The organism is Amycolatopsis sp. NPDC043885 (assembly GCF_056435685.1).
In genome coordinates this window covers 151,738-171,200 of sequence record NZ_JBWKEA010000005.1, presented here as the reverse complement: position 1 = coordinate 171,200, position 19,463 = coordinate 151,738, and the positions used below count along the sequence as shown (strand labels likewise).

The 19,463-nt window shown below is 67.5% G+C and carries 19 protein-coding genes; 7 read left to right on the top strand and 12 right to left on the bottom strand.

Annotation, left to right across the window (positions count from 1 at the left end; all coding sequences use genetic code 11):
• Positions 1 to 30: 30 nt before the first annotated feature.
• On the bottom strand, positions 31 to 1,338 hold the full coding sequence (locus AC069I_RS18205; RefSeq protein ID WP_478265913.1) for a hypothetical protein: 1,308 nt from the start codon (positions 1,336 to 1,338) through the stop codon (positions 31 to 33).
• Between the two features lie 129 nt (positions 1,339 to 1,467).
• On the bottom strand, positions 1,468 to 1,854 hold the full coding sequence (locus tag AC069I_RS18200) for a hypothetical protein (RefSeq protein ID WP_478265912.1): 387 nt from the start codon (positions 1,852 to 1,854) through the stop codon (positions 1,468 to 1,470).
• 324 nt (positions 1,855 to 2,178) lie between these two features.
• On the opposite strand from AC069I_RS18200, the gene AC069I_RS18195 reads away from it, so the two are divergent.
• On the top strand, positions 2,179 to 2,652 hold the full coding sequence (locus tag AC069I_RS18195) for a helix-turn-helix domain-containing protein (RefSeq protein ID WP_478265911.1): 474 nt from the start codon (positions 2,179 to 2,181) through the stop codon (positions 2,650 to 2,652).
• Here the strand turns inward: AC069I_RS18195 and AC069I_RS18190 are convergent.
• Positions 2,633 to 3,823 (bottom strand): site-specific integrase, encoded by a 1,191-nt coding sequence (locus AC069I_RS18190; RefSeq protein WP_478265910.1) that lies wholly within the window; start codon positions 3,821 to 3,823, stop codon positions 2,633 to 2,635. The two genes, AC069I_RS18195 and AC069I_RS18190, sit on opposite strands and share 20 nt — an antisense overlap.
• A gap of 874 nt (positions 3,824 to 4,697) precedes the next feature.
• Complete coding sequence (locus tag AC069I_RS18185) at positions 4,698 to 4,979, bottom strand: hypothetical protein (RefSeq protein ID WP_478265909.1); 282 nt, start codon at positions 4,977 to 4,979, stop codon at positions 4,698 to 4,700.
• Between the two features lie 280 nt (positions 4,980 to 5,259).
• On the opposite strand from AC069I_RS18185, the gene AC069I_RS18180 reads away from it, so the two are divergent.
• From AC069I_RS18180 to AC069I_RS18165, 4 genes are all read left to right on the top strand, one after another.
• Positions 5,260 to 5,781, top strand: a complete 522-nt coding sequence (locus AC069I_RS18180; protein WP_478265908.1) for a hypothetical protein — start codon at positions 5,260 to 5,262, stop codon at positions 5,779 to 5,781.
• Positions 5,782 to 5,884: 103 nt separating this feature from the next.
• A complete protein-coding gene (locus AC069I_RS18175; protein ID WP_478265907.1) occupies positions 5,885 to 6,313 on the top strand; it encodes a hypothetical protein in 429 nt (142 codons plus the stop codon).
• A 52-nt stretch (positions 6,314 to 6,365) separates the two neighbouring features.
• On the top strand, positions 6,366 to 6,629 hold the full coding sequence (locus AC069I_RS18170; RefSeq protein ID WP_478265906.1) for a hypothetical protein: 264 nt from the start codon (positions 6,366 to 6,368) through the stop codon (positions 6,627 to 6,629).
• Between the two features lie 75 nt (positions 6,630 to 6,704).
• Positions 6,705 to 7,040, top strand: coding sequence for a hypothetical protein (locus AC069I_RS18165; protein ID WP_478265905.1), 336 nt, complete (start codon positions 6,705 to 6,707; stop codon positions 7,038 to 7,040).
• 345 nt (positions 7,041 to 7,385) lie between these two features.
• Here the strand turns inward: AC069I_RS18165 and AC069I_RS18160 are convergent, their stop codons facing one another.
• The 7 genes from AC069I_RS18160 to AC069I_RS18130 all read right to left on the bottom strand — a co-directional run bounded on the left by AC069I_RS18160 (position 7,386) and on the right by AC069I_RS18130 (position 12,073).
• Positions 7,386 to 7,718, bottom strand: a complete 333-nt coding sequence (locus AC069I_RS18160) for a hypothetical protein (protein WP_478265904.1) — start codon at positions 7,716 to 7,718, stop codon at positions 7,386 to 7,388.
• Positions 7,718 to 8,107: a hypothetical protein gene (locus AC069I_RS18155; protein WP_465498679.1), complete on the bottom strand. Its 390-nt coding sequence runs from the start codon at positions 8,105 to 8,107 to the stop codon at positions 7,718 to 7,720. Before AC069I_RS18155 ends, AC069I_RS18160 begins: the two co-directional genes overlap by 1 nt.
• A gap of 138 nt (positions 8,108 to 8,245) precedes the next feature.
• Positions 8,246 to 9,172: an NUDIX hydrolase gene (locus AC069I_RS18150; protein ID WP_478265903.1), complete on the bottom strand. Its 927-nt coding sequence runs from the start codon at positions 9,170 to 9,172 to the stop codon at positions 8,246 to 8,248.
• A gap of 68 nt (positions 9,173 to 9,240) precedes the next feature.
• Positions 9,241 to 9,591 (bottom strand): hypothetical protein, encoded by a 351-nt coding sequence (locus tag AC069I_RS18145; RefSeq protein ID WP_478265902.1) that lies wholly within the window; start codon positions 9,589 to 9,591, stop codon positions 9,241 to 9,243.
• A gap of 231 nt (positions 9,592 to 9,822) precedes the next feature.
• Entirely contained in the window at positions 9,823 to 10,101 is a 279-nt protein-coding gene (locus tag AC069I_RS18140; RefSeq protein WP_478265901.1) for a hypothetical protein, read from the bottom strand.
• Between the two features lie 98 nt (positions 10,102 to 10,199).
• Entirely contained in the window at positions 10,200 to 11,426 is a 1,227-nt protein-coding gene (locus tag AC069I_RS18135) for a recombinase family protein (protein WP_478265900.1), read from the bottom strand.
• Positions 11,427 to 11,527: 101 nt separating this feature from the next.
• Positions 11,528 to 12,073, bottom strand: coding sequence for a hypothetical protein (locus AC069I_RS18130; protein WP_478265899.1), 546 nt, complete (start codon positions 12,071 to 12,073; stop codon positions 11,528 to 11,530).
• A gap of 474 nt (positions 12,074 to 12,547) precedes the next feature.
• Between AC069I_RS18130 and AC069I_RS18125 the strand changes: the two genes are divergently transcribed.
• Positions 12,548 to 14,575 carry a tetratricopeptide repeat protein gene (locus AC069I_RS18125; protein WP_478265898.1) on the top strand — a complete coding sequence of 676 codons (2,028 nt, stop codon included), beginning with the start codon at positions 12,548 to 12,550 and terminating at the stop codon, positions 14,573 to 14,575.
• Here AC069I_RS18125 and AC069I_RS18120 read toward each other — a convergent pair.
• Positions 14,543 to 15,604, bottom strand: a complete 1,062-nt coding sequence (locus tag AC069I_RS18120; RefSeq protein ID WP_478265897.1) for a ThiF family adenylyltransferase — start codon at positions 15,602 to 15,604, stop codon at positions 14,543 to 14,545. The genes AC069I_RS18125 and AC069I_RS18120 overlap by 33 nt on opposite strands.
• Positions 15,605 to 16,133: 529 nt before the next feature.
• Between AC069I_RS18120 and AC069I_RS18115 the strand changes: the two genes are divergently transcribed.
• Positions 16,134 to 19,403 (top strand): AfsR/SARP family transcriptional regulator, encoded by a 3,270-nt coding sequence (locus AC069I_RS18115; RefSeq protein WP_478265896.1) that lies wholly within the window; start codon positions 16,134 to 16,136, stop codon positions 19,401 to 19,403.
• The last annotated feature ends 60 nt before the right edge of the window (positions 19,404 to 19,463 follow it).

Sequence of the window (19,463 nt, the reverse complement as noted above, 5' to 3'; positions counted from 1 at the left end):
GCACGCAGTCAGCAGACCTGTACGACGGCCTCAGTAGAGGCTCGCCAGGAAACCGGCGTCGTCGCGGGTGGATGTGTTGGACCGCACGTCACGAAGCTTCACCTCGAGACGAAGCAGGTCGAGCAGCAGTTGCGACTGATAGGTCGTTTTGCTCTTCGCGTAGTCCAGATATGCCTGGGACAGGTTGTTCATCACGGTCGTGAGGGGGCGCAATGTCACGTCGGTGCCGCGGTGGTCGCGCTTGAGATCCGAGCCATCCGAGAGCGTCCATCGCATGTCCGAGATCTGGCGGGTTGTGCCGTCGGTGACTTCGGAGCGCTTCTTGGCCAAGAACTCGACGTAGCTTTGTCTTTCGGGCACCACGCGATTCAGGTAGCCATCGAGGACGTTGCCTGGTCGCCAGTCGAAGTCGAACCCGCCGGGCACCGTGTGACCAGTTGCGAGCGTCAGCGTGGAAGCTCCGTTCTTCGCCTCGGCCGCCGTCACCCCGGTGACTCGATCCCCAGCGATTGCGGCAGGCATGGTCGGCGGTTGCAGGAACAGACCATCCACTGTGGTGGTCTTGAGATCTGCGGTGTAGGCCTGGACCTGGGCCAGGGTCGAGCGCATCTCGAGAAGCTTCTGATCGAGCGTGCCGCGGACTCGCTGCTCCTCTGCCTTGAGGATGATGTCGTAGAACGCCCGCGCGGGGTCGATTCTTGTGGCGTCCAGGGCCGGGATCGTGGTCATCCCGCTTGCCCCTGGGTTGATGAAGATCCGCCATTGGTCATACCGGCGGAAGCTCGTGTCGTCGGCCAGCTCGTCCACCGTCGCAGGGGCACGCTGACGCTCGTCGTGCGTCAGTTCCGTGTTCGCTCGGATCGTCAGGTTAAGCACTTGCGATTCGAAGGGTGTCGCAGCCTCGAGCATGACACCGATGTATCCGGTGGAGCCGTACACATGGAAGGAACCTTTGATGCCCGCGGTGCTGACGGCCTCGTTCCGGAGGTCGTCGTCCGATCCCAAGAGGAACGCACGGTAGTCGGCGGCGTTGTAGGAGATTCGAGCCGTGGTGGGGAAGTGCATCATCACGAACACCTTGTCGCGATGCAGGTTGCCGTAAATCCCGTCGACGTCGCCCTTCAGCGAGGTTTTCGACGTTGTGTACTGCGAGGTGTAGAGCGCAGTGCGTGCCATGGAGTCGTTGCCCGCTTGCAGGGCAGAGATCCCCGCGCCGCCAATCACGAGGACTCCGGCCAGGGCGAAGAGGGTGACGAACACGCCGAAACGTTCGATCGCGTGGTGCGAGTCGAGTCTCAGCCTCTGGCTGATAGTCAGTGTCGCGTTCCTGAGCCGCATGTCAGTTCCTGGTCAGTGCGTGGTCAACTCCGATTGATGCCTGGTGCTCCCGAGCGGCTAGCGCGCCCCGGCCGTGACAACCCGATGCGATCTGTCGGGGCGTGGTCGTGTACAAGGTGCTGCTGCCGCTCACTGAAAGACTTGGGGAGTTGCATCAGGGCCTGTCGCCTGAATGATCACGGTGCCACCGCCGAGCTCCTCGATCGTCTTCTGCCCGCCAGACCCGACGGTGGAGATCAGCTCCCAGCCACCGCCGGCGATCGCGCCCCCGACGACGATGAGCAAGGCGATGGTGACCCAACTCGTTTGATGGCCACTAGTCTGCGGATTGCCCATCAGCTTCCTGATCAGTAGTACGCCACCCCACACAAGGCCGACTACGCCCAGCAGCATGAGCCCAAGCCCTCCCCAGGTCTGTACCTGAGACTTGGCGTTCTCCAGGAAGCTCGTCAGGTCCCATGCCGCCGTGGGCAGATCCGACAGGGTGATGTCCGCCGTCTCGTGAATCTTCGTCATGCGCACTTTCTCTCTGACCTCCGACCTCACGCGCGAGGGGTGCGGTCTTCCCGACTCAGTGGCTCTCGGGTGCGCGTGCTCCCCATTGACCAATGTATCGTATTCCAGTGCCGACTGATAGAAAGGTTAGATACGCACTCGATAGCGCTGGTGGACACAGCGGGGGCGGACAGGCTGGGGTCAACAGGGAGTCGGCCACGCGTACGATGTGTGGTGGTCGCCAGGAGACCTGTGTATCGTCTGAGCGCGACATTGTCCCTCGGCCTGCGAAGGGCTGGGTTACGCCGTTGGCCGGTACAGCTGATCAGGAGCTTGCAGTCCACCATGAACCCATTGCCCGGAGATCTCTTCGCGCGCAACCTGCGGCGGGAACGCGAACGCTTAGGGATCAGCCAGGCGGAGGTGGCCAGGCGAAGCTCCGAGATTCTCCGTTCGAACCTTGACCCGACCGCCGTCACCCGCGTCGAACAGGGGACGCGCACGGTGAGGCTCGACGAAGCCGTCGCGATCGCCCAGGCGCTCGATGTTCCGCTCCCGCTTCTCTACAGTGAGGCGGGAGCCCTCGACACGGCGGCACTTCTAGCGCGGTACCGCGTCGAGCTGGCTCAGGCACTGAGTAACTGGGAGAAAGACCGCCTCGACGTCCAGCGCATCATGCTGGCCATCCAGACGATCACAGGTGGCGGCGATACACAAGCCATGCTCGAGCCACGGCTCAGGGACGCGATCGATGCCCGAGTGGCCGAAGATAGGAACGACGACCCGGCCGACAGCGGCACTACAGGCCCAGGCGCGTGACGCTGTTGCGTGCGATGGGGTTGTACTCCCTGTCGTAGACATCGACCGTGTCTGCTTTCTGCCAGCGGCCGGCGCGCATGATCTCCTCCGTGGAGGCGCCGTTGCGCCGCGCCTGTGTGACGTGGCCCGCCCGCAGGCTGTGAAAGCCGTAGTCCGTCGGGTCCATCCCTGCTTCGGCCATGCGCGTGAGCAGCATCGTGTGCAGTGCGTCGCCGCTGACGCCGGACTCGTGAACACGCGCCTCGCGCCGGTTGCGGTAGGTCGCCCGCAGCAACGGCCCGGATGAGGCGAGGTCTGCGCCGCTGATCAGTCCCGTGCTCCCACCAGCACCGCAGACATGCTCGTCGAGCTGGTAGTCGTACAACGAGCGCATGCACTGTCGCCGTCGGGCGCGGGCATCGGCGATGCCTGAAGCCCGCACCAGAACGACCCAGCGATGCACCGCACACGGCGCGCAGGTGCGGGGCGCCGTGCCGAAAGGAAGCACGACGACGTCGGGCAGGACGTTGGCCTGGTCCGCCTTCGACTGGCCGATCCGCACGTGGATACCGTCGATGAGATGCAATTCGAGGCTGTCTAGCTGTAGCGCTGCGGCCTCGCTACGCCGCAGCGCTCCGGCGAAGCCTAGCCAGAGTGCCAGCGTGTCGCGGGCCGCCGAGATGCCCGCGGGGTATACGGCGTGCGACATCGTCTCGATGATGCGCACGACCGCGGCGAGAACGAGCGGCCTTTTGCGGGCGGGCCGGGCGGCCCGGCGCTTTTCGAGTCCGCGGACGAGGTCGCTGACGCCTCGGTGCCTGGTCGGATCCAGGAACCATTCACGGAGGTGCCGGTCCGCGATCCCCGCGAGATGCTGACGGATGGTCGAGACCGCGAAGCGGGGAAGTCCCCAGTCATCCACCTGTGTCGACATCCACGCGACATACCATCGCACGACCTCGGGATGAGCGGGCAAGGCGTCGAGCGAATACGCGTCGCAGAAACCCTGGAAGGAACGCCAGGCCTTGTCGTAGGCGAGCCGGGTGTTGGCCGACAGGGTGAACATCTCGAGCTCGCGGGAGACCTCTTCGAGTTCCCTGAGCTCTTCTCCGATGTCCGAGTCGGCGATCTCCAGTGGCGCCCTCGCAGCAGCCAGGCGCTGTCGGGCCCCGATGTCGTGTACCACCGCCATCGTCCGAGTGTCGCCTACCGCCGGCGCGTGGTCCGAGGCAGGCACGCGTTCCTGGTAACCGCTCTTATCGGGGCATGGACACCCCGATCCGTCGCCTGACCCGGAGCGTGGATGTCCTGGCTCTGCGAAGGTGACGTGGGCTCGCTCTCGGTGACACCGCGGCTCAGCTGCCTGACTCCCGGCGTACTGAACCTGTATCCGGTCCGCCGACATCAGCGGCCTTCACGGGGGTCGAGGACGCGCGGAGAAGCTGGTGGCCGGTGGCAGTCTGCACGCGGTGGATAGTGGCCGCAGCGCGAGAGGATCGAGCGGGTTCGAGGTCGGCATCACCGGCATCGACGGCGGTGAGACCCGGATGTCGCTGGCCGACGCCGCGGCGGTGCCGTTCGAGCGTGCCCGGCCGGTGAGGTCGTTTTCGCCCGGCACGGGGCAGCGCAACTACCCCGGCTTCTACTGCGCCGCCTGCCTGGACGCGCACGTCGGGTCGAGTCGTGGCTGGAGGCGGACACCACGATGGCGTTGGACGTCGACCCCGTGGTGGTCACGTTCGCGCCCCAGCCGTTCTGACTGGGCTGATCCGACGCCGACCGGGCCCGCTCGCACGCTCCGGACTTCGTCGCCCGCACCATGTCCGACACCGGAGTGGCCATCGACTGCCGCCCCGGCCGAGCGGATCACGCCGCGCGACGCGGCGGCGTTCGCCGCGACCGAGCGCGCGTGCGCGGAAGCGGAAGCCGGCTGGGAGACCGAGTGGTCACGGGCCCGAGACGGTCTGGGTCGCCGGCCGCTCGCTCCGCGAAGTGAGTCCCGCTCTGAGCTTGTCTCGCTTCGCCGCCGCCCGCGCTGCTGCACCGGTCCGGTCGAGATGATCGACTCAGGCAGAGGGCCTTCGGGACCGGGCGCCGACTGCGAATCCGTCCCTCCACATGGCTGCGAGAAGCTGCGTCAGCTCGTCGATCTGCTCCGCCCTTAGCGTCTTCCTCAGAGTTCCGTGCCCTTCGATCATCTGCCGAGCACGAGCGCCGGCCGCTCCGAGGAGGGCCAAGTTGTCGTAGCCTGCGATCTTCCCGTCGTGATCAGGCTTGTTGCCGCTCGCCTCGTCGTAATCGTCGATCAGGCCCGTGAGGACGAAGCTGTCGGGGTGAGGCTGCGTCATGAGATCTAACTTCCCCTGGCGCCATTTGCGGTGGAACCCGCGCCCCTCCAGTCAAGCTGTGCCAGTTCCCATTTAATGACGCTGAAGTGCCCGGCGTGGCACCCGGGTACGGCGTGGCCAACGCATGGTCGGCGTGGAGAAGTGGCGCTGACAACGACACGACATGGACCGAGCATCGGCCGCAGAGCCGGCCGCGGGTGGAGGTCGGGATCGGCGCGGGATGCTGTGCAGTGAGCGTCCGGCCGTGAACCACGACCACCAACCAGAAAGGTCAACCCACGTGGACTACCCCGCCCACATCCGCAACATTTCTGCCTTCATGACCGAGGACGCGGACCTGTGGACCGACGTGTACCGCCTCGGCCAGAACATCGCGTGGCTCTGTTCCGAACAGTGGAGCCACGGCCTGGCCCAAGACCCGCCCGATCCCCACATCGACGACGCCTACATGCGCGCGCTCTTCTCGGTGCCCAATGGTCACCGGCGGCGACCTGACGACGACCCGGCCGTCCTGGAGACCGAAGACTTGCGCGCGGCTTACCTGCGTGCGCGGATGACGCCCATGCTCGACCGGCACCGTGGCGGAGGACATGATCCGGCGCGGTGCCGGTGGTGCGGCGGTGCCCCAGATCAGCCCGCCATCGCCGTCTGCCGCTGGGAGCCCGACCCCGTCATGACGGGCCAGAGCCTCGTCGAGGTACTGCGCTACGACGGAGATGACGTTGTGGTCCGGCAGTACGGTCGTGTCCGGCGCGCTTCTGTTCGATCCTTTATCGACTACCGCGAGGTGGTCGTTCCTTGACCACGTGCACTGATGTTCGGCCGCAGTGCTTCGGCCCACGACGGACATCAGTGCGTCCAGTGACAAACGGTCGTTTCCGAAGGACACGAAGGAAGATGTTTTGATGACCGCAGAACTCCTGCCCTCGGGTTACAAATATGGCCTGGCCAACAAGTTTCTTCTTGGGAGAGGGCGCCTGGTGCCAGTCCCCACATTCCCGCTCGACGCCGATGACCGAACCAGTGTCCAGCAGGTCGCCGATGCCCAGGCGTATTACACGGACAGTGTGCTCGTGCGCCGTCCCCTGGACTCGGATCGCTGGGAGGTGGCTGGCGACGTCGTGAGGGCCGGTCGGATGGGGCTGAGTGAGCGTGAGTTGATCGTGCTCGACCTGCGCTCCTACCTGACAGGGCTCACGATCAAGCGCGGGCCGATCGCCGAGCAAGCAGCACACGACTCCTACCCTTGGGTGCGCCAAGCTCTTGCTCCCCTCGACGCCGAGATCGCTCGCGTTGAGACGCTGCTGGCCGAGTACGAACAGCTATCGTCGTGAGCCTGCTGTATGGCCCAGGTTCGCCCGAGTCCGGATTCACAAGGGAGTGCTCATGATCGACCACGTTGACGCCGTGCTGTCCGAACGTCTGCTGAACGCGGTCACTAGCGCTCTTGTGTCCGACAGCGGCTTCAGGAAGACGGTGGAGGACCTTCCCGGGTGGACTGGCGAAGGCCTCGCTGGCGATGCCAGGGCGACGGTTGTCGCCGTGCTGCGAACGCTGGCGGAAGTTGCGCCTGGCACGCCGGAATATGCGGTCGAGTTCGACTTCACCGCCCTCGCCGACGTGGTGGCCAATGCCGGGACATCCGCATGACGTCCCCGTGCAGCGCGACAGCCGTCGAGGGCAGGCAGCGGCCTGCCCTCGGATCATCTCTCAACGAGGAAGCTCATGAAAGCGCGTAGTCACCAGGGAATCCGGACGGTCGACCTCGCCTACGCCTCGAGCGTGGTCGAGGTTCTCAAGCAGGTCGGTGAGTTCACCGACCTGGCCACACCGTCGATCGCTGAGCTGGTCCGGAACGCCGTCGCCCGGCATGCCGCAAACCCGGCCGCCGGGATCGAGTGCATCGTCGACGACCCCGGTGTGGCGAACTGGCGACTGCGTCCCCACCTCGACGCACCCGGTCGGGTCCGCCTGGCGTGCTATCGGTATCAGGAGACTCAGGCCGACGTCGAGCGCGTCAGCCGTGTCGATGCCGCACTCGAGCAGGTCGGACGGCCCTGAACCCGTACCGGGCTGTGAATGGCACCCCATAACCTTCTTGGGCTCGGCAAGGCAGTGGCTCCAGGGCGTGCGTCGACTTCGGAACGCACCCCGGGCAGCGACCCAGCAGTATCGCCCCGTCCGCCGGGCGGCGCCGCCTGTGCGCGGTGTCCAGCACAGCAGAATCGTTAGTCGTCCGGCACCTCGTCGGCGGGTGGGTGTCAGGTGCCCGCCCGTACACGTCCGGGCTGGCACCCTGCCGTTCGTTTCCTGGCCGACGGTGGGGCGTGTGGTCAGCCGAGCGCGGCTCGACTGGGAACTAGTCAGTATTCGAGACCTGCACTGTTCCTCCGGTCGCGCTGCGGATCATCCCGGTTTGGTGTCGACGTTGACTCGGGCGGCGCGTTCGACCAGCTGCTGGGCGCGGGAACGGGAGAGGTTCAGCGTGGCGCCGAGCTTGGCGTAGGACCGGTCCTCGCCCATGTTTCGGTAGATCTCGTCCGCGGCCAGTGCCTTCAGGTCGGCCACCCGGCTCGCGACAGCCAGGAGCAGGGCGTGCCTGCTGTTCAGGTGGGTGAGCCACCAGGCAGGATCTTCGCCCTCGCGGTCGCCGACCAGTTCGGCCAGGACGGCCTGAACTTCGTGTTCCTCAACGCCGTAGCCGTCATCGGGACTGAGGTGGGCCGTGTCGGTGTTCATCAGTGCAGGTCCATTCCCAGGTAGTCCACGACTTCGGCGGGCAGCAGTTCGGCCAGGCGCTTCGACAGGTCCGTTATGTCGCCGAAGTCGGCGGCGTTGTCCTCGACCAGGGTGGCCCAGTCGACGTCGAACTCAGCGCACAGGTCGGCGGCCTCCACGTAGGGAATCGCGATCTTGATGCCCTCGGTGTTCCACAAGCCGGACACCGCGCCGATGCGATGGGACCCGGTGAACGCGTTCTCGCCGTCGACCAGCAACGGCGGCCCCTGCCATCCACGTTCGGCCATGTCGCGCATCAGCGCCGCGAGTTTGCCGCGGTCGACGACATCGTGAGGTGCGTTGAAGATGCCGGTGGCATGCTCGGCGAGAGCGTCCACCCGCTCGGCCATGAACCCAGTCTGCATAGAGCCCACTATCTAATATCGAACGTCGTCTGCATAGAGCCCGCTATGCAGATGACGTCGGAGCCGTGATCAGGACAGCTCGTCGTCGGCGATAGACTTCCCGTCACGACGTTTAGTCAGCATTTAGGCAACCGCCGAGAGAATTGCGGCGCGGTGATCGGGCCACAGGCCCGGGACCCCATGCTCGACCAGTTGATCGCCGTCATGCCACGCCACCGCGGGGCGTGCGTTCAGCGGAGATGGTGACGTGGGGAGATCGACGCGAAGTGTGTAGGTCGTGGTCCACGCGTTGATGGTGTGTGGTGAGGAGATCGGCCGGATCGCGCGCACGATCCGGACGGTCGCGCCGCCGGGAAGCACCAGTCCTGTTTCCGCTGCTAGTTTTCGCGCACCGGCAGCGATGAGGCCGTCAAGTGTGGGCAGCCGGTCGCCGGCACGCCATCGTGACGCGGTGCGCCCGAAGTCCGAGGGAATCGCATAGCCGCCCGGCAGGGAAGGGATCGTCCCCTTGGCGGTGGTGCGGGTGGTGAGCAGAACGCGTCCGGTTGGGGACGTCACGATGACGTCGACGACGGGGTTGTCGCCGTAGTAGTGGAAAAACCCGATCCCGGTCGGCAGGCCGATGCGGGGATCGGCGAGGAGCCGCTCATGGTGGGGGTGCAGGGGACGACCGTGCTGATCCAGCACCCAGCCCTGTGCGGTGAAGTGCCGGCGCAGGCGGTCATCGAGCTGGATCGGCGAATCGGACGCCGTCGCGAACTCCGGATCGGCCACCGTCGGCTCGACGCTTACACGGTTGGGATGCCGCGACGCGTCGAAACCGGAGGGAAGAATCGCGCACTCGTCACCGACAGCGGGCCGGTACCCCGGATTGGTGTCGAACAGTCGAGGGCCGTAACCAGGCTGAACGGTACTGCCCACGTAGCCCGCGATCTCGGCGAGCGTCTCAGCCGGATACCCGCGGTCCCCGAAGCCGTGTCCCCAGCAGTCGGCGTCGGGCACGAGGTGGGCGTCGCGGTCCAGGATTGAGAAAACGGTCATGATCGACATCATCGGATCGTCGCCGGTGGCATTCCAGGACAGCGACTGGCCAGATCCAGGACAGATTCCGTGCAGGGTCAGAAGAGTACAAGCTGCGCGTCGGGCTGGCGGCGTTGCTCGATGCCGCCGCAGCGGACACACGTCACGTTGTCGTCGGTGGGCTGCAAGCCGCGGGGGTCCCAGCCGTTCAATCCGGCGCCGCACGCGGGGAGCCAGTCGCCGGTGACCAGGTGGATGGTGCCCGACGGCGCCCGGCCGCGGGTGCCAGTGTGCGCCGCCGCCCAGGACTGCGGCGTCTCCGGCTCGTCGAGCGTGGTTCCGCCGCGGTGGTGGGTCAGCCGGCGCCGGAACGGTGCCAGCGGTTCGCGCGCGGTGTCACGGGTGACCGGGAGCGTGAACAGCGCCGGTGGCTCGTCGGACATGGCCATGATCTCCACGATCGCATTCGTGGCCGGTCAGTGCCAGAGGCTGTGCGAGGGAATCAGTCACGTCTTGATGCTCCGGCCGATGTCGGCAGGTGTGGGGCCTGTCAGCGACCGTGCTGGCGGCGTCGGCGACCGCGGCGTTGTCCGGAGCTTGCGCCGGATCCCCTTCACGACGTTGCTGGCGAATCGCTGTCGACAAGGTTGAAGCTACGACGAAGGGCGATGCGGGGGTGTCTATCCGTCTCGCTGTGTGCGTTTCCTGGCGGTGCGGGTGCCCGGAGCGGGCGGCGTGGCCTGGAGGGCTGTTACTCGGGCGACGGGCACTCCGGTCGCCGCGGCGGTGTCGCGGACTGTGCTGCCCTGCGTGGTCAAGGCGCTCACGGCCTCCGCCAGCGCCGTTTCGTAGGCGGCCTCGGCGCGCCGCAGCCGATCCAGCTCCGGGCTGGCCGGGGTGATCGCGACCTGGGCGGTCACGCCCATCAAACGGAGCCCTTGGGTGAGGTCGTCGTGCAACGCCCTCAGTGTCCGCCCCGACCCGTACACGCTGTGCTGGGGGACGCTGGCTACCCATATCCCGTCGTACTGGTGGGCACGGCACTCGAGGTTCGTGCTCACGGCGCCGTCCGCAAGTCATCGACAACCTGCTGGATGAGCGGGTCCGGGATGGGGGCCGGCAAGACGACCTGCCGGTCTCCGATCTGGTAAAGCCGGTGCGTGCCGCTGCCGCGGACGACCGTCACCGTGTGCCCCAGCCTGCCGACCGCTGTTCGCAGCTGTTGGAGCGAGATGTACTCCGCCGCTCCAGCCTTCAGCCCTGCTGTGACTTCCTGGGCGGCCTTCCATTCGTCGAGGCTGATGACAGGCTCGTGTGTGATGCGGGGCGACCAGATCCACTCGGAGAGCGGATTCCGCCGGGACATACCGGGCTTGCCGGTCCGGGTCGCTTTCCGGTTGTAGACCTGGTAGCCGGTCAGTTTCGGGTTCGCGATCAACCCTTCCACCAGGTTGTGGGTCCACCGGCGCTGGATCGGGTATCGGTCGGGATCCGCCGCCAGGACTTCGATGATATCCGCCGCCTTGAGGTACTCCTCACGCCGCAGGCGATGCAGCTCCCGGACGGCATCGAACCTGCGCGGGTCGGGATGCGGCGCGAGCTTCTTTTTCGGGCGTGCCTCGCCGAACCGGCCACTTTGCTGCCGCGGGGCGGTCTCGTCGACCACCGCGATGTAGGGGTAGGGCGGGTAGCCGTGATTCCAGCCGTTGACCGCGTGCTGGACCTGGCCGCCCATCGACATCTCCATCATGGTCGTCCGGTAGATCTCAGCCTCCACCTGCCCGTACCGGCGGGTGCGGAGCCTGCCGGACTCGGTTCCGCCCGACGGTTCGTTGGCGTACACCACTTCCACGCCGAGTTGCTCGAGTTCGTGCTCGACGACCAGGCTGGTCAGCATGGCGCGGGCCAGCCGGTCGGAACGCTCGGCCAGGACGTGGGTCACGCCCATCTCCTCGGCGCGCTCGACCAGGTCCTGCAGGCCCCCGTCGCGGGGGACCGGCACGTCGAGCGCCTTGTACATGTCCTGGGAACCCAGGCCGCGCAACCGGGGAGGGAGCATCCCGGACTCCACGTCCCAGAAGTAGGCGGCGAACTCCTCATTCGCCTCCAACCGCGCGGAGGAGTACAGGACTTGCCGAGGGATCGACGTGGCAGGGTTCTGGTTGTCCTTAGTGGACACTCGTCCGACGAACACCGCGCGCCGGGCGCGATGAGGAGCTTGCGTGAAGTTCGGCAGGTCGGACAGGTCGATAGGTGGCCTGAACGGTGTGAACTGAGCGGTCATGCTGTCCTTCGATTCTGGGACCGACGTGCGTTGCGTCGGGCCGCCGAGACACGGGAACCGGTGTGGCTGAACCAGATATGGCCCAACGCTCGTCGAGGCGATCAGTCGTTGTCGTCGGCCGTGCTGGAGTCGGCAGAGGTGGGGAGCGGGTCAAGGTCGGAACGCAGGCAGCAGTCGATCACGGCGAGGGCCTGCACCCGGCTCCAGCTCCGGCAGGCCGCCGCGATGAGCGGCGGGTCGAACCCGGTATCCAGGTCCGCGTCCTGGAGCTCGTCAGCCAGCAGCACACCTGGGGCGTCGATCCACATCTCGTCGAACGCGATCCCGCGGACCAGCCACGCCAAGGCCTCCCACTGCTGCCGGGTCAGAGGTGTGACCTCGCGCGCTTCGACGGCCAGGAGACGGCGGAACGTGCCCGGGGGCAGGGAGCGCACCATGACTGCGGGGCTACTGCGGGCCAGGTGCAACATTTTGTCGATCGCGTTCACGCCGACACCCAGAAACTCCGCGACCGCTGCCCGCCCGCCTCGCCCGGCCATCGCGACCGCCCGCTCCACAGCTTCGGCCCGCCGCAGGGGCAAATGCTCGGTCCGCTCATGCTCGATCTCGTCCAGGGCGCGACGCAACGGGTCCTGCCACGCAGTCACTGACAACACCGCCTTTACTGCCAGCTTTGGCGCTCACTGCGACCCAAACCTGTAATCGCAACTACAGGTTACTGTAGTTGCGATTACAGGTTTGGTCGGGTGGTGTCGTCGGCCTTGTCCACCCAGCTGGCATGTTCCTCTGCGCGTGGTCGTGCAAGCTGCGTTCCCGTCAGATCCCCAGCGGCGTGCGGTGCGCCCGCCGGCAGCGTGGCGAGCTACGAAGACGGATGCTTCGAGCGCATCGCGGATCAGGTCGATCTGCTTCTTCTTCAGCTGGTCTGACCGGGTGGAGTCGACGCGATCGTCTGGTGGGCCAATGGGCGGGCGTGGGAGGCATAGCCCATGAACACTGGAGCGACCACGAATTCGGCTTCTGGCGACGTCGCAGGTGTGCTTGTCCAGGCTGGGTCGATCGGCCAGCTGACAGTGTCTCCAAGGTCGCTGGTTCCGATACCTCGCCAGTTGCCTGCAAGCATGCGGGATTTCACGGGCAGGACACGGGAGTTGGCCGAGCTCGACGAGGCGCTGACCGTCTCGGAGGCTGGTTCGGGGCCCTTGGCTGTGGTCGAGGGGATGGGCGGGGTCGGGAAGACGTCGCTGGTGGTCCACTGGGCCCGCCAAGCGGCAGAGCGGTTCCCGGACGGCACGTTGTTCGCGAATCTGCGCGGGTTCGGTCCGAGCGCACCGTTGGCGCCGGGGCTGGTGCTCGCCGGATTTGCCCAGGCACTGGGTGCTTCAGCGGAGCAGGTTTCCGCCGATGAGGACGCCGTGGCCGGGTTGTATCGGTCCTTGCTGGCTGACCGGCGGGTGTTGGTGGTGCTGGACAATGCCGCGTCCGCCGCGCAGGTGCGCCCGTTGCTGCCGGGCGCCTCGGGTTGTGCGGTCGTGGTCACCAGCAGGGCGGCTCTGCCGGGGTTGCGGGTGACCGACGGCGCGGTGGCGGTCGCGCTGGCGCCGATGCCGGCGCGGGAGGCGGTGTCGTTGGTGCGCGGTGTGGTGGGCGAGGCCACGGCGGATGCCGAGGTTGCCATGGTGGCGGAGCTGGTGGCGTTGTGTGGTGGTCTGCCGCTGGCGGTGCGGGTCGCGGCCTGCCGGGCCGCTGCGGCCCGGCACGGCGGGGTGGCCGGAGTGGTGGCCGAACTCGGGAACGAGCGTGACCGATTGGCGGGGTTGAGCGTGTCCGGCGACGAGAAGAGCGCGGTGCAGTCGGTGTTCGACGTGTCCTATCAGCGCTTGTCGGCCCAGCAGGCGCGCGTGTTTCGCCTGCTGGGGTTGCATCCCGGTCCGGAGTTCGGGGTGCCTGCGGTCGCGGCGCTGACCGGGCTCGACGAGAAGCCGGCCTACCGGATGCTGGAGGACCTGGCGGATCTGCATCTGGTGGAGCCAGCCGGTTTCCGGCGGTACCGGCTGCACGACTTGCTGCATACCTATGCCGTCACCCGGGCCGAGTCCGACGAACCGGGGGAAAGCCAGGAACGAGCAGTGACAGCGGTGCTGACCTGGTATGCGCAGGCCGCCGATCTCGCTGACCGGGTGGCGTTCCCGAGCAACCCGCGCCCGCAGATAGAGCTGCCGCGGGTGCTGCCGGTCCCGGTGTTCGACCGGGCAGAGGCGCTGGTTTGGCTGGATATCGAGCTGCCGACGCTGACGGCGGCGGCGTGTCTGGCGGAGCGTGAGGGGGTGTGGGCGGCGGCGGTGGTGCTGGCGGGTGTCCATCATGTGGTGGTCTCGCGTCCGCGGGCGGTGTGGCCGTCGGCAGTGGCAGCGGAGACCGCAGGGGTGGCGGCGGCGCGGGCGGGTGGTTTCCGGCAGGCCGAGGCGTTGCTGCTGATGCGGTTGTCGGACAGTCTTCGGCTGGCGGAGTCGTGGGATGAGGCCTATGAACGCTGCGAAGAGGCGCTGCGGCTCGGGCGTGAACTCGACGACATGGTGACGATCTGCAACGCGGTCAGCGGGCTCGGGCTCGTCCGGTTGTCGCAGCAGTGCTACACCAGAGCCCTGGAGCACTACCTGGACGCATTGCCGATCAGCCGCGCCACGGGCCAGCCGCGGCTGGAGGCCGTGATCGAGTGCAACCTCAGCGAAATCCGGATAGCGCTCGGCCAGTACGAGGAGGCGCTCGAGCACGCCGAGCGGGAACTGGTGCTGCGGCGTCAGGCCGGCGACAAGCTGGGCGAGGCGTACGCGCTGTACGGGATCGCGACTGCGCGCTGGAAGCTGGGCGAGCACCAGGCCGCGATCGACATCACTGAACAGGCGGTGGAACTGTTCTCCGCCTCGGGCACGACCAGCCGGTTCGCTCTCGGCGCGCTGGAGATGCTGGCCGCGGTCCACACCAAACTGGGCCAGCACGACCAGGCAGCACAAGCGCTGCGGGCCGCGCACGCGGTCATGGTCGAGTTCGGGGACCCGCGCGCGGACGAGGTGGCGCCGCGGCTTCGTGAGCTCGACGCCGCGGCACCACCGGACTCAGCCGCAGGTGGGGCATTCGGGGTGGGGTGAGTCCAGCCCTAGTCGCTGGCTGTCGTCCAGCCTGACCAGATTCCAGCCGAACTCACCATTGGCCGGGACCGGCGGTGCGCCGGTGATCAGGCTCATCGTCGCGTGAGCGGCCAGCAGCCCGGTCGTGCACGCCGTGATCACGTTCGCCGCGTGCGTCACGGCGACCCCGGTGCCGGGGGACCAGAACGTCACCGGCGGCCCCGCGGCTTGTTCGTGGCGCCGCGCGGTCTGCCCGCAGTCATGGCATGGGCCGGTGCCGGGCTGGTAGAGCCCGACGCTGACCCGCGGCCCCTCGTAGCCGCCGTGCACCCACGCCGTGCCGGTGTCCTGGCACGCCGCGGCCGTCCAGTACCGGATCTCCGACGGTGTGTCCGCGGCCAGCACCAGCACATCGCACCCGATGGCCAGCGCGCGCAGTGCCGCGGTGCCGTCGACGCGCCGTTGTGCGCCGGTGACCGTGACCTCGCTGTTGTGTTCCCGCAGCCGCTGCACCGCGGCCTCGACTTTGGGGCGGCCGAGGTCGTGCTCGGTGTAGAGGATCTGCCGGTTGAGGTTGGACAGCTCGACCACGTCATCGTCCACACAGTGGATCTGCCCGACCCCCGCCACGGTCAGGGCGAGTGCGGCGGTGGCGCCGGCCCCGCCGACCCCGATCACGGTGACCCGTGCCTGGGCCAGCAGCATCTGCACGTCCTGCGCGGACCGCCCCGGTGTCCGGTCCATCCACCGCCACAGCGCCAGAGCGCTCCGATGACGCCCACGGGGGATAGGGGGGCCGGCCTCGTGCAGGTATCCGGCGGCCTCGAGTTTGCCGATGGCTTCGCGTACCTCGGCCGCCGGATGGGCGGGGAAGCGGTGGACCAGGTCGGCGACCACCTGGCCCACCGTTCGGGTTCCGTCGAGAGACTCCAGCAACGCCCACACACACCCGTCCGGATCATCGATCTCGGTGCCGATGCCGGGCACGGTGCCACCGATCACGATGAGGTCCTCGCCGTAGCGGACGGGCCGGTGCTCGAACTTGATCATCGGGTGCAACATGGAGCCCCTCCACTCACTGCTAGTTGGTGCCGTTCTTCGGGTTGCTGCAGAACGTCATGCGCCGAACCTCACGGAACTCGATCACCGCCACCACCTCCCTTCCCACATCGAGGAGCCGGCACCGGTGCGCCTGCCGGCCGAGGCCGCGGGCCACAGACAGCGCGGCAGGTCCCGACTGTCTGGGTGCGGCGGGTGGTGGCTGTGAGCGCTCATGGTGTCGTTCTCCGTCTCCGGCCCCTTGCTGGTCGAGGAGCTGCAACCGAGCATCGAGGGGTCCTGCGGACGGCAAGTAGGACAGAGGTGCTGACACGACACGGAATTCCTGTCGGCCGATCAGGTGAACTGGAATCCGCTGCTCCGACCGAACCGCGCTGTCACCTGAGTGGCCTCAGGTCGGCACATGAGCTCACGACCAGTCGCTGGACGCTCGACCACAAAGGCGTAGCGGCTGCCCACCGCAGGGTGATAGGCGGTGGACTCGGTCCGATCAGGACAGAAAGTCGGCACACTGGCGGTCATGTATCCGACAGGGAGGGTCGAGATCCAGCTTCTGGGACCGGTCGGAATCCGCACCGGCGACGGCGAAGTTGTGTTGCCGTCCAAATCGGCCGTGGTGCGCCTGCTGGCCGCGCTCGCCCTCGAGGCCGGTAAACCGGTCCGTGCGAGCGCCCTCGTCGACCTGGTCTGGCGCGACGACGGACGAGCTGAACCAGGTCGGGGCACGTTGCGGCGCAACATCGACTACCTCCGCGACGAACTCGTCGCAGCGGGCGGCAGCCGCGACTGGCTGACATGGGACCAAGCGGCCCGGACCTGGACCCTGACAGTGAAACCCGGTGCGGTGGACTACCACCGCTTCCTCGACGAGATCACCCTTGCCTGCGACGACGCCGACTGGGACAGGCTGCGGCACGCCCTGGCCATCCGGCACGGCACAGCACTGGCCAACGTGAACAACGGGTGGGCCGACGATGCCCGCCGCGAACTTCGCCAGCACCGCCAGACAGCGACGAATTCCCTTTTCACTCACCTGCTGAATGCACACCGCCACGACGACCTGATCGCCTTGCTCGGGCCGTGCGAGGACGACATTGTCTACGACGAAAACCTGCTGCTGCTGGGCGCAGAGGCACTGGCCGCGGCAGGACGCCACGCCGAGGTCGATGCCTGGGCCGCCCGCCTTAATGACCGCGCCCGCGACGAACCAGGCGCGGGCCGCTCCGCCACCACGCACGCCGGCCTGCAGAAACTCATCGCTGATCCACCCGGTCCAGCCACTCACTCTGTTGCTTCAGAGGCCCTGGCTCTTCCCCGCGACATCGCCGACTTCACCGGCCGTGAACCAGAACTCGCCGCATTGTTCGGCGCGGTCGAGAACGCCGCAGACACGGGCGCCACCACGATCGCCATCCACGCCATCGACGGCATGCCCGGCGTCGGCAAAACCACCCTGGCCACCCACGCCGCACACCGGCTCGCGCTTCGCTTCCCCGATGGCCAGCTACTGCTCCCATTGCACGGCCATACTCCCGGCCAGAAATCCGTCGCCCCGTTTGACGCCTTGCATTCCCTGCTGACCGCCCTGGGCGTGCACGCCCAGGCCCTCGGCGCGCATAAGAGTGTGGATCAGCGGTCGCGGCTCTGGCGCAGCCTGATGTCCGACCGCAGGATCCTCGTGATTCTCGATGACGCCGCGACCCACGACCAGGTCGAGCCCCTGCTGCCCGGCACGCCGGGCAGCCTGGTGATCATCACCAGCCGCAACCGGCTCCCCGAACTCGACGACGTCCACCCGCTCTCCCTCGACATCGTCAGCCCTGAGGAGGGCGCGGTGATGCTGCTGCGCCGGGCCCGCCGCACCCTGGACACGACCAACGCCGAGCAGGTCGCCCGCATCGTCGACCTGTGCGGCTTCCTGCCGATCGCCATCGCGGTCGCCGCATCCCAGTTGCGCACTCATCCCGCGTGGAGTGTGCGCTACCTCGCCGATCAGTTGGCCGACGCCTACGACCGCCTCGACGAACTGCAGGCCGGGGAACGCTCCGTCCGCGCGGTGTTCGACACCTCCGTGCACGACCTGCCCACCGAGCAACGTGACCTGTTCGTCCTGCTTGGCGTGCACCACGGCCCTGACATCGACTCGTACGCCACGGCTGCCCTGGCCGATACCTCCCCCACCCGGGCGCGCCAGCTGCTGCGTGCCCTTTACACGCGAAACCTCGTCCAGGAAACCACCCCCGACCGCTACCGCCTCCACGACCTGCTCCGCGTCTACGCCCACACCCAGGCCGCAGACCTTGACCCCGGCGACCGCCAGCACGCCACGACCAGAGCCCTGGACTACTACCTGCACACGACCCACACTGCCACCAGCCACCTCCCGGCCTACCGCACCTTGGCCAGCCCCGTCACCCCAGTCCCGCCTCGCCATCCGCGGCCCATAGCCAGCATTCGTGACGCTACGGCCTGGCTGGCCGTAGAACTTCCTATCCTGGCCACCGCTATCGACCACACCCACCACAGCCACCCCAGCCACACCCTGCAGCTGTCCGCCACCCTGCATCCCTACTTCCGCGCGGCCGGACAGTGGCACCACGCCAACACCATCCACCAGACCGCACTCACCGTCGCCACCCGAACCAACAACTCCCACGCCCAGGCAACCGCCCTTATCGACCTCGGCACCGTGTATCGGCTGCGGGGTGATGTGGCGGCGGCGGCGGACGCGCAGACCCGCGCGCTGCAGCTGTTCACCGACAGCGGTGACTTGCGGGGGCAGGGCACCGCCCTCACCGAACTCGGCATCGTGTATCGACGGCGGGGTGATGTTGCGGCGGCGGCGGACGCGCACACCCGCGCGCTGCAGCTGTTCGCCGACAGCGGTGACCTGCTAGGGCAGGGCACCGCCCTCTCCGAACTCGGCCGCGTGTATCGGCTGCGGGGTGATGTGGCGGCGGCGGCGGACGCGCAGACCCGCGCGCTGCAGCTATTTACCGACAGCGGTGACTTGCGGGGGCAGGGCACCGTCCTCACCGAACTCGGCCGCGTGTATCGGCTGCGGGGTGATGTGGCGGCCGCGGTGGACGCGCAGACCCGCGCTCTGCAGCTGTTCACCGACATTGGCAGCCTGCTGGGGCAAGGCGACGCCCTCAACGACCTCGGCCGCGTGTATCGGCTGCGGGGTGATGTGGCGGCCGCGGCGGACGCGCACACCCGCGCTCTGCAGCTGTACATCGACAGCGGCAGCCTGCTGGGGCAGGGCAACGCGCTAAACGGCCTCGGCTACGTATATCGGTTGCAGGGTGATGTGGTGGCCGCGGTGAACGCGCAGACCCGCGCTCTGCAGCTGTACACCGACGGCGGCAACCTGCTGGGGCAGTCCAGCGCACAGCTGCAGCTCGGCATCGCCTACCACCTGAAAGGCGAGTATGACCTCGCCACCACACATCTCGCCGACGCGCTGCGCTTGTTCACCCGAGTTGAAGACACTGACGGCCGAGCCGAAACCCACAACGCACTCGGCGACCTCACCCTCGACCACCCCGACGCAGGCGACCCAAACACCCACTTCACCACCGCATTCGCACTCGCCCGCGACTGCGGCATCAAACTCCACGAGGCCAACGCCCTCGTCGGGCAAGCGCGGTGTCTCCACCGCGCCGGGGACACGCCCCAGGCGGTCACCCTGCTACGACAAGCCCTCGCCATGCACCAAGAGATCCACGCGCCCGAGGCAGCCGATACCGCAGCCCTGCTCCGCACACTCGACCCCAACAACCAGCCCTGACAAACGTGTCGACTTGGGACGACCCGTCAAATATGTGTGCCTCGAGATGTCGAGCTCAGG

Bases quoted from the DNA above. Each gene is read 5' to 3' on its own strand.
- AC069I_RS18170 (WP_478265906.1), top strand. From the start codon at position 6,366: ATGATCGACCACGTTGACGCCGTGCTGTCCGAACGTCTGCTGAACGCG.
- AC069I_RS18150 (WP_478265903.1), bottom strand. From the start codon at position 9,172: ATGTCGATCATGACCGTTTTCTCAATCCTGGACCGCGACGCCCACCTC.
- AC069I_RS18120 (WP_478265897.1), bottom strand. From the start codon at position 15,604: ATGATCAAGTTCGAGCACCGGCCCGTCCGCTACGGCGAGGACCTCATC.
- AC069I_RS18125 (WP_478265898.1), top strand. From the start codon at position 12,548: ATGCGGGATTTCACGGGCAGGACACGGGAGTTGGCCGAGCTCGACGAG.
- AC069I_RS18145 (WP_478265902.1), bottom strand. From the start codon at position 9,591: ATGGCCATGTCCGACGAGCCACCGGCGCTGTTCACGCTCCCGGTCACC.
- AC069I_RS18135 (WP_478265900.1), bottom strand. From the start codon at position 11,426: ATGACCGCTCAGTTCACACCGTTCAGGCCACCTATCGACCTGTCCGAC.
- AC069I_RS18155 (WP_465498679.1), bottom strand. From the start codon at position 8,107: ATGGCCGAGCGGGTGGACGCTCTCGCCGAGCATGCCACCGGCATCTTC.
- AC069I_RS18190 (WP_478265910.1), bottom strand. From the start codon at position 3,823: ATGGCGGTGGTACACGACATCGGGGCCCGACAGCGCCTGGCTGCTGCG.
- AC069I_RS18200 (WP_478265912.1), bottom strand. From the start codon at position 1,854: ATGACGAAGATTCACGAGACGGCGGACATCACCCTGTCGGATCTGCCC.
- AC069I_RS18195 (WP_478265911.1), top strand. From the start codon at position 2,179: ATGAACCCATTGCCCGGAGATCTCTTCGCGCGCAACCTGCGGCGGGAA.
- AC069I_RS18185 (WP_478265909.1), bottom strand. From the start codon at position 4,979: ATGACGCAGCCTCACCCCGACAGCTTCGTCCTCACGGGCCTGATCGAC.
- AC069I_RS18175 (WP_478265907.1), top strand. From the start codon at position 5,885: ATGACCGCAGAACTCCTGCCCTCGGGTTACAAATATGGCCTGGCCAAC.
- AC069I_RS18205 (WP_478265913.1), bottom strand. From the start codon at position 1,338: ATGCGGCTCAGGAACGCGACACTGACTATCAGCCAGAGGCTGAGACTC.
- AC069I_RS18160 (WP_478265904.1), bottom strand. From the start codon at position 7,718: ATGAACACCGACACGGCCCACCTCAGTCCCGATGACGGCTACGGCGTT.
- AC069I_RS18115 (WP_478265896.1), top strand. From the start codon at position 16,134: ATGTATCCGACAGGGAGGGTCGAGATCCAGCTTCTGGGACCGGTCGGA.
- AC069I_RS18165 (WP_478265905.1), top strand. From the start codon at position 6,705: ATGAAAGCGCGTAGTCACCAGGGAATCCGGACGGTCGACCTCGCCTAC.